General features: G+C 61.1%; 10 protein-coding genes and 1 pseudogene. 7 read left to right on the forward strand and 4 right to left on the reverse strand.

The features are described from left to right. Nucleotides 1-248 precede the first annotated feature (248 nt). Nucleotides 249-1106 carry an SDR family oxidoreductase gene (locus BM300_RS15395; protein ID WP_092221252.1) on the reverse strand — a complete coding sequence of 286 codons (858 nt, stop codon included), beginning with the start codon at nt 1104-1106 and terminating at the stop codon, nt 249-251. A gap of 188 nt (nt 1107-1294) precedes the next feature. Between BM300_RS15395 and exbB the strand changes: the two genes are divergently transcribed. The 6 genes from exbB to BM300_RS15425 all read left to right on the forward strand — a co-directional run bounded on the left by exbB (nt 1295) and on the right by BM300_RS15425 (nt 8239). Continuing rightward, a complete protein-coding gene (gene exbB / locus BM300_RS15400; protein ID WP_092148307.1) occupies nt 1295-2266 on the forward strand; it encodes a tonB-system energizer ExbB in 972 nt (323 codons plus the stop codon). Between the two features lie 6 nt (nt 2267-2272). Beyond that, nucleotides 2273-2701, forward strand: coding sequence for a TonB system transport protein ExbD (gene exbD / locus BM300_RS15405; protein WP_063323792.1), 429 nt, complete (start codon nt 2273-2275; stop codon nt 2699-2701). Then, complete coding sequence (locus BM300_RS15410; RefSeq protein ID WP_063323791.1) at nt 2698-3453, forward strand: energy transducer TonB; 756 nt, start codon at nt 2698-2700, stop codon at nt 3451-3453. The genes exbD and BM300_RS15410 overlap by 4 nt, the downstream gene beginning before the upstream one ends. A 303-nt stretch (nt 3454-3756) precedes the next feature. Continuing rightward, nucleotides 3757-4677, forward strand: coding sequence for a hydrogen peroxide-inducible genes activator (locus tag BM300_RS15415; RefSeq protein WP_063323790.1), 921 nt, complete (start codon nt 3757-3759; stop codon nt 4675-4677). Between the two features lie 9 nt (nt 4678-4686). Continuing rightward, nucleotides 4687-6762 (forward strand): ATP-dependent DNA helicase RecG, encoded by a 2076-nt coding sequence (recG, locus tag BM300_RS15420; RefSeq protein ID WP_063323789.1) that lies wholly within the window; start codon nt 4687-4689, stop codon nt 6760-6762. A 79-nt stretch (nt 6763-6841) separates the two neighbouring features. Then, complete coding sequence (locus BM300_RS15425) at nt 6842-8239, forward strand: aminoacyl-tRNA deacylase and HDOD domain-containing protein (protein ID WP_092345140.1); 1398 nt, start codon at nt 6842-6844, stop codon at nt 8237-8239. A gap of 241 nt (nt 8240-8480) precedes the next feature. Here BM300_RS15425 and BM300_RS15430 read toward each other — a convergent pair whose 3' ends face one another. Together BM300_RS15430 and BM300_RS15435 are read right to left on the reverse strand one after the other, a co-directional pair. Further along, nucleotides 8481-9788, reverse strand: a complete 1308-nt coding sequence (locus tag BM300_RS15430; RefSeq protein ID WP_092345138.1) for an NHL repeat-containing protein — start codon at nt 9786-9788, stop codon at nt 8481-8483. Nucleotides 9789-9930: 142 nt separating this feature from the next. After that, nucleotides 9931-10314: a helicase gene (locus BM300_RS15435; RefSeq protein WP_092345136.1), complete on the reverse strand. Its 384-nt coding sequence runs from the start codon at nt 10312-10314 to the stop codon at nt 9931-9933. A gap of 498 nt (nt 10315-10812) precedes the next feature. Between BM300_RS15435 and BM300_RS15440 the strand changes: the two genes are divergently transcribed. Beyond that, a complete protein-coding gene (locus BM300_RS15440; RefSeq protein WP_092345134.1) occupies nt 10813-11193 on the forward strand; it encodes a DUF6124 family protein in 381 nt (126 codons plus the stop codon). 403 nt (nt 11194-11596) lie between these two features. On the opposite strand, the pseudogene BM300_RS31425 reads toward BM300_RS15440, so the two are convergent. Further along, nucleotides 11597-11702: pseudogene (locus BM300_RS31425) on the reverse strand (type VI secretion-associated lipoprotein TagQ); the annotation flags it as partial.

The raw sequence follows: 11702 nt of genomic DNA on the forward strand, positions 1-11702 counted from the left end.
TGATGACGGTCCTTGTCGCGGTTAGATCGTTCGATCGGATGTTGGCCCACATCGACGACGCAAAAGATGATTGAAACGGTTGCGAGTGGCCTTCGGATCACTCCTGGTTTCGGCAAGCAACGGATAATGCTCGGCGAGCTTGATGAACCAAGTCAAGACGTGGAAGGTACTCAGGACGGTAAGAGCCCATAGAGATCTAGCCCTTGGCGCCGAACAATATCATCGAGCACACGCCGAGCAAGCCCGTGTCAGCTGCGCCCTTCCAGAATCGCCGCATACCCCTGGCGAAAACTCGGATACCGCGGCGTCCAGCCCAAGGCCTTCGCCCGGGCATTGCTGCAGCGCTTGCTGCCGGCACGACGCACGCTGGCGTCTTCGGCCCACTGGGTGACGCCCATGTATTCACGCAACCAGCCCACCACCTCGGCCAGCGGCGCAGGGGCGTCGTCGACGCCGATGTAGCAATCGTCCAGCATCTGGCCCTGGCGATCGGCCTCCAGCAGGAACGCCAGCAAGCCGGCCGCATCGTCGGCGTGGATGCGATTGGCGTACAGCGGCGGGTCGATCACGACGCGATACCCTTGGCGCACCTGGCTCAGCAACCATTCCCGACCCGGCCCATAGATGCCGGTCAGGCGCACGCGGCTGGCCGGGATGCCACTGCCCAAGGCCACTTGCTCGGCTTCGAGCATCAGGCGACCGGAATAGCCGCTGGCCACGGTTGGCGAGGTTTCATCCACCCATTCGCCCAGCTGTTGCCCATAAACACTGCTGCTGGACACAAACAGCAGACGCTTGGGCTGCTGCCCATGCTGCTTCAACCAGCCCAACACATGCTGCAACCCTTCGACATAAGCCGAGCGATAGCCCGCTTCGTCATGGTCGGTGGCCGCGGCGCTGTACACCAGGTAATCCAACGAACCGGTGGGCCAATCGGCCGGGCATTGCTCGCTGAACAAATCCCCCGCCACGCCGATGACGCCGGCCGGCAGGCTCGAAACCGTACGCCGCAGGCCATGGACTTGCCAATGTGCGGCCAATAACTGACGGGCCAGGCGGCCACCGATATCACCGCAGCCGGCGATCAAAACAGAAGGCGCGGACATCAAGAATTCCTCTGGCAAAGCCGCAGACTAGCCTCCGAGGGGGACGGGCGGCTAGCCATCGCACAAAAAAAGTAACTGTATTACTTTTGTTAACAAGAATTACTTGCAATAATGCCCGCCAGTTTTGTTCTCGGCCCCCGAGGCCTGGAAGAACATCAACCTTCTTTTTTCTCTCAGGTCCGGCCAGCATGAAACGCTCTCTATCCCCCGCTTCGCCAACCAATCGACCTCGTGCCTGGGGCACGGTAGCCGCCCTGCTATTCAGCCTGCTGCTGGCACCTGCCGCCGCGTTCGCCGATGCACAGGCGCCCGCCACGACCCCGGCCACCGCACCGGCTGCTGCCCAGGCACCGGCCGACCCGGCCGCTCCCGTTGCAACGCCGGTCGCCACCGACCCGGCCCAAGCCGTCGAAGCCGACGCACCTCAAGTGCTCGAAGCCGACAACTCCCTGGGCATGGCCCACGACCTGTCGCCATGGGGCATGTACAAGAACGCCGACATCATCGTGAAAATCGTGATGATCGGCCTGGCCATCGCCTCGATCATCACCTGGACTATCTGGATTGCCAAAGGCTTCGAGCTGCTGGGTGCCAAGCGTCGCTTGCGTGGTGAAATCGCCGCCCTGAAAAAAGCCACCACCCTCAAGGAAGCCAGCGCCACCGCCGCGAAGGCAGGCACTCTTGCCAACCTGCTCGTGCATGACGCACTCGAAGAGATGCGCCTGTCGGCCAACAGCCGCGAGAAAGAAGGCATCAAGGAACGCGTGAGCTTCCGCCTCGAACGCCTGGTCGCCGCCTGCGGTCGCAACATGAGCAGCGGCACCGGCGTGCTTGCCACCATCGGCTCTACCGCGCCATTCGTCGGTCTGTTCGGCACCGTGTGGGGCATCATGAACAGCTTCATCGGCATCGCCAAGACCCAGACCACCAACCTCGCCGTCGTCGCACCCGGCATCGCCGAAGCCTTGCTGGCAACGGCCTTGGGCCTGGTCGCAGCGATCCCGGCCGTCGTGATCTACAACGTCTTCGCCCGCTCCATTGCCGGCTACAAGGCCCAGGTCTCCGACGCCTCGGCTGAAGTCCTGTTGCTGGTCAGCCGCGACCTCGACCACCTGCCGCCCGAGCGCAGCTCGCAACCGCACATGGTGAAAGTGGGGTAATCGGCCATGGGCCTGCATTTGAAAGAAGGCGCAGACGACGATCTGGCCGAGAACCACGAAATCAACGTCACGCCGTTCATCGACGTGATGCTGGTGCTGTTGATCATCTTCATGGTGGCCGCCCCGCTTGCCACCGTGGACATCAAGGTTGACCTGCCGGCGTCGACGGCCAAGCCTTCGCCACGGCCGGAAAAACCGGTGTTCCTCAGCGTCAAGGCCGACCAGCGCCTGTTCCTGGGCGAAGAAGAGGTCAAGGCCGAAACCCTTGGCGCGACCCTCGACGCCAAGACCCAAGGCAAGAAAGACACGACGATCTTCTTCCAGGCCGACAAAGGCGTGGACTACGGCGACCTGATGAGCGTGATGGACGCGCTGCGGGGCGCTGGCTACCTGAAGGTCGGCCTGGTCGGACTCGAGACGGCGCGGCAGAAATGATCACGACGCGCCAAAAGCTGACGCGTTACAGCGGTAGCCTGGCAGTGGTGCTGGGCGTGCATGCGCTCGCCATCGCCCTGGCGTTGAACTGGACATCGCGCCCGCCCATCGAATTGCCTCCCCAGGCGATGATGGTCGAGCTGGCGCCGGTACCAGCCCCGCCGCCGCCGGCACCGCCAAAAGTCGTCACACCGCCGCAACCTCCCGAGCCGGTCGAAGAATTGCCTCTGCCCAAGCTTGCCGAAGCGCCGAAGCCGGAGATTTCCGTGCCCAAGCCGGTCAAGCCCAAGCCAAAGCCGCAACCGCCCAAACCCAAACCGGTGGAGAAAAAGCCCGAGCCGCCGAAGGAACAGCCGTCGGAGCAGAAGCCCAGCGACACCCCGCCAACCCAGTCAGTGGCCGAGAAGTCCGCGCAACCGGCTCCTGGCCCGTCACCTGCACAATCGGCTGCCAAGGCCAACTGGCAGGGCACGCTGCTGGCGCACCTGGGCAAGTACAAGAAGTACCCGCCCAGGGCCCAGCAGATGAACAAGGAAGGCATGAACCGCCTGCGCTTCGTGGTGGATGCCGAAGGTAACGTGCTGTCATTCGAACTGGTGGGCAGCTCCGGCACGGACTCCTTGGACCGGGCCACCCTGGAAATGATCCGCCGCGCCCAACCGCTGCCCAAGCCGCCGGCGGAGCTGCTGACCAATGGCACCATCGAACTGACGGCACCGTTTGTGTACTCCATCGACAAGCGCCGGCGCTGACCTCAAATAAGAAGCCCCTGTAACAGGGGCTGCTTATTTGTAGGGATTTATCCGGGTGGGGGATTTATCTGTGGCGAGGGGATTTATCCCCGCTGGGGCGCGTAGCGGCCCTAAAAGAGATGGCCTCATCTTTCTGACTTCGCGCCGACAGTCCTGTTTTTGGTGGCTGCTGCGCAGCCCAACGGGGATAAATCCCCTCGCCACACAGACATTGGACAGTGTCACACCGCCCCCCCAGTCTGATAACGTGCGTCTATCGATTGCAGCCGGTATGCTTGGCTCGCAACTTCACGGACGCTCGCCATGACCCTCACAGAATTACGCTACATCGTGACCCTCGCCCAAGAGCAGCATTTCGGCCATGCGGCCGAGCGTTGCCACGTCAGCCAGCCGACGCTGTCGGTGGGCGTGAAAAAGCTTGAAGACGAACTCGGTGTGCTGATTTTCGAGCGCAGCAAAAGCGCCGTGCGCCTGACTCCAGTGGGCGAAGGCATCGTGGCCCAGGCGCAAAAGGTCCTGGAGCAGGCCCAGGGTATTCGCGAACTGGCCCAGGCCGGCAAGAACCAACTGACCGCCCCGCTGAAAGTCGGCGCGATCTACACCGTCGGCCCGTACCTGTTCCCGCACCTGATTCCGCAACTGCACCGGGTCGCCCCGCAGATGCCGTTGTACATCGAAGAAAACTTCACCCATGTGCTGCGCGACAAGCTGCGCAACGGCGAGCTGGACGCGATCATCATCGCCCTGCCATTCAACGAAGCCGACGTCCTGACCCTGCCGCTCTACGACGAACCGTTCTACGTCCTGATGCCGGCCCAGCACCCCTGGACCCAGAAAAAGACCATCGACGCCGCCCAGCTCAACGACAAGAGCCTGCTGTTGCTTGGCGAAGGCCACTGCTTCCGCGACCAGGTGCTCGAAGCCTGCCCGACCCTGACCAAGGGCAACGAAGGCGCCAAGCACACCACGGTGGAGTCCAGCTCCCTGGAAACCATCCGCCACATGGTCGCGTCGGGCCTGGGTATTTCGATCCTGCCGCTGTCGGCGGTGGACAGCCATCATTACTCCCCGGGCGTGATCGAAGTCCGCCCGCTGACGCCGCCCGTGCCGTTCCGCACCGTGGCCATCGCCTGGCGCGCCAGTTTCCCGCGGCCCAAGGCCATCGAGATCCTCGCTGACTCGATCCGCCTGTGCTCCGTGGCCAAGCCGCCCGCTGGCAAGTAAGCCACGCCCATGACGGAGCTGTCGAAAGTGCCGGTCACCACACTCAAGGGTGTCGGTGAAGCCATGGCCGAGAAACTGGCCAAGGTCGGCCTGGAAACCCTCCAGGACCTGCTGTTCCACCTGCCGCTGCGTTACCAGGACCGCACCCGCGTGGTGCCCATCGGCCATCTGCGCCCGGGACAGGATGCGGTGATCGAAGGCACCGTCAGCGGCGCCGACGTGGTCATGGGTCGCCGTCGCAGCCTGGTGGTGCGCTTGCAGGATGGCACCGGCGGGCTCAGCCTGCGCTTCTATCATTTCAGCAATGCGCAAAAGGAGGGCCTCAAGCGCGGCACCCGTGTGCGCTGCTACGGCGAGGCGCGGCCCGGGGCTTCGGGGCTGGAGATCTATCACCCGGAATACCGCGCCATCACCGGTGACGAACCGCCGCCGGTGGACGAAACCCTGACCCCGGTCTACCCCCTCACCGAAGGCCTGACCCAACAACGCCTGCGCCAGCTCTGCCAGCAAACCCTGACCCTGCTCGGCCCCAGCAGCCTGCCCGACTGGCTGCCCACGGAACTGGCCCGGGATTACCACTTGGCCCCCCTGGCCGATGCGATCCGCTACTTGCACCATCCGCCCGCCGATGCCGACGTGGACGAACTCGCCGTCGGCCATCACTGGGCCCAGCATCGTCTGGCGTTCGAAGAGCTGCTGACCCATCAACTGTCCCAACAACGCCTGCGCGAAAGCCTGCGTTCCCTGCGCGCCCCAGCCATGCCCAAGGCCAGGGATCTGCCGGCCCGCTACCTGGCCAACCTCGGGTTCACCCCCACAGGCGCCCAGCAACGGGTCGGCAACGAAATCGCCTATGACCTGAGCCAGCCCGAGCCGATGCTGCGGTTGATCCAGGGCGATGTCGGCGCCGGCAAGACCGTGGTCGCCGCCCTCGCCGCGCTCCAGGCCCTGGAAGCGGGGTATCAAGTGGCGCTGATGGCGCCCACCGAGATCCTCGCCGAACAACACTTCATCACCTTCCAGCGCTGGCTCGAACCGTTGGGCATCGAAGTCGCCTGGCTGGCCGGCAAGCTCAAGGGCAAGAACCGCGCCGCCGCCCTGGCGCAGATCGCCGAAGGGGCACCGATGGTGGTCGGCACCCACGCGTTGTTCCAGGACGAAGTGCAATTCAAGAACCTGGCCCTGGTGATCATCGATGAACAGCACCGCTTCGGCGTGCAGCAGCGCCTGGCCCTGCGGCAGAAAGGCGTGGGCGGGCGGATGTGCCCTCATCAACTGATCATGACCGCCACGCCGATCCCACGAACCCTGGCGATGAGCGCCTACGCCGACCTCGACACCTCGATCCTCGACGAACTGCCGCCCGGCCGTACGCCGGTCAACACCGTGCTGGTGACCGATACCCGACGAGTGGAGGTGATCGAGCGCGTGCGCAGCGCCTGCGCCGAAGGGCGGCAGGCTTATTGGGTGTGCACGTTGATCGAAGAGTCGGAAGAACTGACCTGCCAGGCGGCCGAGACCACCTTTGAGGACCTCACCGCCGCCCTCGGCGAGTTGAAGGTCGGGCTGATCCACGGACGCATGAAGCCCGCCGAGAAAGCCGCCGTCATGGCTGAGTTCAAGGCCGGCGCCCTGCAACTTTTGGTTGCCACCACGGTGATCGAGGTGGGCGTCGACGTGCCCAACGCCAGCTTGATGATCATCGAAAACCCCGAGCGCCTGGGCCTGGCACAGTTGCACCAGTTGCGCGGACGCGTGGGTCGAGGCAGCGCCGCCAGCCATTGCGTCCTGCTGTATCACCCGCCACTGTCGCAGATCGGTCGCCAGCGGCTGGGGATCATGCGCGAAACCAACGACGGTTTCGTCATCGCCGAAAAAGACCTCGAATTGCGCGGCCCCGGTGAAATGCTCGGCACGCGCCAGACCGGTCTGCTTCAATTCAAGGTAGCCGACCTGATGCGCGACGCCGACCTGCTCCCCGCCGTACGCGATGCCGCCCAGGCGCTGCTGGAACGCTGGCCCGACCACGTCAGCCCGCTGCTGGATCGCTGGCTGCGTCACGGGCAGCAATACGGCCAAGTGTGAGCACGCGCTCAGTTTTCCGGACGCGCGTACCGGACAAGCTGGTTATACTGACCAACTTGTAGGAAAACGGATACAGACCATGACAGAAGCTGCCCTCGTTCCCGAATCCCCGCACGCTCCGTCTGTTATTCGGCTGTTGCTCGAGAAATTGGGCATCGGCTTTGACGAAGTGCTCGAACGCCCCGGCCTGAACCCAGCCCGCAAAGTACAGGCAGTGTTGCTGCACGATGCCGTTGGCGCGCTGATGGTGCTGTTTCCGCAAAGCCAACTGCTGGACCTCAACCGCCTGGCCGAACTCACCGGCCGCAAACTCACGGCAGTGCCTACCGACCGCCTGGAGCGCATGCTCGGTAAACACAGCCTGAGCCTGCTGCCCGGTCTGCCGGCGCTGACCAGCTCACCCTGCCTGTACGAAGAAAGCCTGCTGCGTGAGCCAAAGCTGCTGATCAACTCGGGCGAGCCGGGACTGCTGCTGGAAGTCACCAGCGAAGCGTTCAAGACCATGCTCACCAAGGCCAGCGCCGCGACGTTCGGCGAAGCCGTGAGCAACATCACCCCAAACCTGGACCGCCCACACGACGACCGTGCGGAAATCACCCAGGCCGTACAGGCGTTCACCGCCCGGCGTATCCAGCAACGGCTGGAAGAAACCATCGAGATCCCGCCGCTGGCCGAAACCGCTCAGAAAATCATCAAGCTGCGGGTCGACCCAGACGCGACCATCGATGACATCACCGGCGTCGTCGAAACCGACCCGGCCCTGGCCGCGCAAGTGGTGAGTTGGGCCGCATCGCCCTACTACGCCTCGCCGGGCAAGATTCGTTCAGTGGAAGACGCCATCGTCCGGGTCCTGGGCTTCGACCTGGTGATCAACCTGGCACTGGGCCTGGCCTTGGGCAAGACCCTGAGCCTGCCCAAGGACCACCCGCAACACACCACGCCCTACTGGCACCAGTCGATCTACACCGCCGCCGTCATCGAAGGCCTGACCCGCGCCATGCCCCGTGCCCAGCGACCCGAAGGCGGCCTGACCTACCTATCGGGCCTGCTGCATAACTTCGGCTACCTGTTGCTGGCCCACGTGTTCCCGCCGCACTTCTCGCTGATCTGCCGGCACCTGGAGGTCAACCCGCACCTGTGCCACAGCTACGTGGAACAGCACCTGCTGGGCATCAGTCGCGAGCAGATCGGCGCCTGGCTGATGCGCTACTGGGACATGCCCGACGAACTGGCCACCGCCCTGCGCTTCCAGCACGACCCGCACTACGACGGCGAATACGCCGCCTACCCGAACCTGGTGTGCCTGGCCGTACGCCTGCTGCGCTCGCGAGGGATCGGCTCCGGCCCGGACGAGGAAATTCCCGATGCTTTGCTCGAGCGTGTAGGACTGTCTCGAGACAAGGTCAATGACGTGGTCAGCAAGGTGCTTGAAGCCGAAGTGCTGCTGCGCGAACTGGCTTCGCAGTTCAGCCACTGACCACCGGCTGATCGATGAGCTTGTGGTGAGGGAGCCACCGCCACGTCTTCGACGCTGCGCTGTCGCGCAGGGAACTAGAACGACGTCCACGAGATATCTGTTTTTGATCGTTCCCACGCTCCGCGTCACGTTTCAGAAGCGGAACGCTCCTGTTCCCCTAGCGGCATGCAGGGGAACAGGAGCGATAAGGATGTCATTCAAACCCGTCTTTCTGACGGGGCATAGCCCGCGTCGCGTATAACTAACCCAGATAGCGAAGGACCCAATTGTTATTTCTGTCAAAGCCCGAACCGCTTACAACGATCCGTCTATCATCCATGTCTGCCATATCTGACGGGGGTCTAGCCCGGTCAGGCCCAGCATAAACAACAAAGCCTTGCCCGTCGTTGAATTCCGAATCTAAAGTGCCATCATCACGATAACAAGCGGTCAGCGTACCACCGTCATGCAACTCATTGCTCCCAAATCCGACAGCGATTATTGAACCATCATTACGCGCATTGCAGTTGGACCACCAAAAACTCCCGTAAGAAAACTTAGAATACAGCGGTTGTCCTTCGTTAAATAGCGGATCGTAATACCCATCACCGTCGAGCACCACCATAAAGCCGCTGTAATTCCCGCCACCAGCAACATAGCCTGCCAGTACTATTCTTTCAGTCCCATCTTGCCTCATATTCACTGCAACAGAGCCGAGCCTGGAGTCGGCATTTGTGGGAATTACTACTGGCGCACCATTGTTGAATGCCGCATCCGGACGACCTGAATTATCAAAACGTACTATAAACGCCCCCCGATACGTATCATCGCCATATACGCCAGTTGCCACCACGCGTCCATCCGACTGAACGGCGAATCCTCCGCGCAAAAGCCACTGATATTCGACGCCAGGAAGTTCGACAATTGCTCTGCCCCCATTAAAATTTTCATCAAAAGAACCATCGGACTTCAGGCGATTCACCACAACCCTGGCTCGCCCAAAGAAATCAATCTCGTCGATTAAAACTATGTTGCCGACTGGATCTTCTAACGCAGAGTACCGCCTTCCTCCCTGCGCTCTTCCTAATGGTTCATCATTTACTTGCAGGCTTCCAGCCCCTTCGCTTTGTTGCGAACGATTCGAGCCTAAAATCCTGACCACACCGTTATTTCCGAAGGTGGTATTGAAAGTACCGTCCGAGCGCAACTTTATTATTATGCTATATATATTCCCATTTTCCGGGTATCTAAAGCGAACCAGCGCGCCTCCATCCGCAAGGGCATTAATACCACTCAAAGCCTCACCTGACATAAAAGGCAGCTCAGTGTAACCGGCTCCCGAATCACCGAAATTGGTATCGAGTGTCCCGTCTTCATTTAAACGCACAACCACCACCGGCGCCCTTACTCCTAATAACGGCATGATAGCAAGCAGCTTATTGTCCGGAAGAGCGCAAAGCGCCGACACGTTGTTTGCGCTGATTTCCGGTATCGGAACGAGGAGTACTCCATCGGTGCCAAAAGATGGATCAAGGGTGCCTGGCTTTAAATTTTTACTTGGAGTAATCATGGCATTGCTTCCACTAAAAATGATGCCCACATTGACATCAAACCAAATGAAAACCTAAACCAAGCACTTACACACCTGTCAGAGTTAACAGTTCGATTTCTTTAATCGGAATAAAAATTCATTTAATGAGCGTAATTCCTCATTAAGGCTTTGGCTTGGCCTTCCTCGGCTTCAAATACTTGGTCAGCCCCTGGAACCAGATCACCAGCGCCGGGTTGCCTTTGATCTGGATCGACTTGTCCTGAATCCCCGTCATGAATGCCAGTTGCTTGTTCTTGGCCTGCATCGTGGCGAAGCCATAGGCGGCGTCCTTGAAGGCGATGGCGAAGGCCGGGGTCGGATAAACGCCGGACTGGCTGGTGATGCGCTGGTTCTTCACGGTGAAATGCCGGGCGACCTTGCCGTCCAGGGTTTGCAATTGGAACACCAATTCCTTATCGCCCAACTGCTGTTGGAACGCCGGATTGGTCCGGCTGGCCTTGCCCATCAACCACCCCAGCATCCACAGCAGAAAACGAAATTTCATGGGCACCGCCTCGTGAAGAAAGATGAATGGCGGGCAGTTTAGCGATTCTTCAGCGGAACGCCATCATCGGATCGCTTTGTCGGAAGATAAGCTTGTTTTCGCGAAAGATGACTGCCAAGTCACAAAACCAAAAGTCAAAAGATCGCAGCCTTCGGCAGCTCCTACACCCATTTCCGTAGGAGTTGCCGAAGGCTGCGATCTTTTGACCTTTTTGCTCTCTTGCTCCTCGGATATTTCCTTCAAAACGCCGAGCTGTTCGTGAACTAGGCAGGGCCCTGGGGCACCGCTAACCTTTGTTCGTCATCGCAAAAAACGGTGACACGGACGTGCAAGTCCGGTACATATCGGCGCGCAACTGCTATGGCGGCTGTGCGTGGGAGACTTTCGAGTCTGCCGGGGTCCGATATGCCCGGTCTTGCACACCTACGCACGGCTGCCACCTTAATTCGGTGCAACGAACGGTGGCTGTTTTCTTCAAATACATATCGGGATACATCTATGTTCAAGGTCACTCCTAATCCGCCGCAAAACGGTCACAAATCCCGCGTCGAAGCTCAAGAAGAAAAAAGGCTCGAAGACGCCGCCACCCGCGCCCTCGACTACTACCTCAACCCCCAACCCTCCCCGCCCGAACCCGACAAAAACCAACTCTTCATCGTCTCCCCCCGCATCGACACCGAAACCCTGCTGGCCAACGCCTCCGAAGACCTGCTCTCCATCAGCACCATCGCCGCCGACTTGGCCGACGACGTCGACGACTCACGCCGCTGCATAGCCCTGGCGATAAGCCGCATGGCCGATGGGGTGCAGTTGTTGGTCGAGCGGGCGTTGGATGATCTGGAAAACAAGGGGATGGCGGCGCCTGACGCCAAGGGGTAGCGCTGGCATTGATGCAAGCTGAACCGACGCCATCGCGAGCAAGCTCGCTCCCACAATTGGATCGGAGTACGACAGAGAGAGCCAGGCCGGCTATCAGGCCGCCTCGCGGTGGACGTTGATCTCGGCGCCCCGTTAACCACGATGGCCGAACGTAGGTATTGCGCAGTGGGCATCCCGGCATGGATGCCGGGATAGCCGCGCTGGGCCATGGATGGCCCTTCGCGGCGGCCCACGGAGCAATGCCTACGTTCGGGCATGCCGAGCCCTAGCGAGGCACCGAGTGGTGGGGCACAAGCGCTTTGGTTACTTTCGCGCTTTTCGAAAGTGACCCGCTGTAAGAGCGGAACCCTAAGCAGCCGTTACCGCAGCAACGGATATGTACCCCCCCACAAAACAACCTCAATCAAACATTCGGGCAAGGAACCGGTGCCCAGTCACCCAGGTCCGGGTTCTTGCACATGCTATTGACCTGAGTGGTACCCGCGCTGGCGACCTGCTTGCTCTCATCC

Origin of the sequence: Pseudomonas sp. NFACC46-3, from assembly GCF_900114515.1 — a bacterium.
GTDB classification, from domain to species: Bacteria; Pseudomonadota; Gammaproteobacteria; order Pseudomonadales; family Pseudomonadaceae; genus Aquipseudomonas; species Aquipseudomonas fluorescens_Q.

What these genes read in the sequence shown, in the direction of transcription:
- BM300_RS15395 (WP_092221252.1), bottom strand. Translation starts at nt 1,106, where the DNA reads ATGTCCGCGCCTTCTGTTTTGATCGCCGGCTGCGGTGATATCGGTGGC.
- BM300_RS15425 (WP_092345140.1), top strand. Translation starts at nt 6,842, where the DNA reads ATGACAGAAGCTGCCCTCGTTCCCGAATCCCCGCACGCTCCGTCTGTT.
- recG (WP_063323789.1), top strand. Translation starts at nt 4,687, where the DNA reads ATGACGGAGCTGTCGAAAGTGCCGGTCACCACACTCAAGGGTGTCGGT.
- BM300_RS15430 (WP_092345138.1), bottom strand. Translation starts at nt 9,788, where the DNA reads ATGATTACTCCAAGTAAAAATTTAAAGCCAGGCACCCTTGATCCATCT.
- BM300_RS15435 (WP_092345136.1), bottom strand. Translation starts at nt 10,314, where the DNA reads ATGAAATTTCGTTTTCTGCTGTGGATGCTGGGGTGGTTGATGGGCAAG.
- exbD (WP_063323792.1), top strand. Translation starts at nt 2,273, where the DNA reads ATGGGCCTGCATTTGAAAGAAGGCGCAGACGACGATCTGGCCGAGAAC.
- BM300_RS15415 (WP_063323790.1), top strand. Translation starts at nt 3,757, where the DNA reads ATGACCCTCACAGAATTACGCTACATCGTGACCCTCGCCCAAGAGCAG.
- BM300_RS15410 (WP_063323791.1), top strand. Translation starts at nt 2,698, where the DNA reads ATGATCACGACGCGCCAAAAGCTGACGCGTTACAGCGGTAGCCTGGCA.
- exbB (WP_092148307.1), top strand. Translation starts at nt 1,295, where the DNA reads ATGAAACGCTCTCTATCCCCCGCTTCGCCAACCAATCGACCTCGTGCC.
- BM300_RS15440 (WP_092345134.1), top strand. Translation starts at nt 10,813, where the DNA reads ATGTTCAAGGTCACTCCTAATCCGCCGCAAAACGGTCACAAATCCCGC.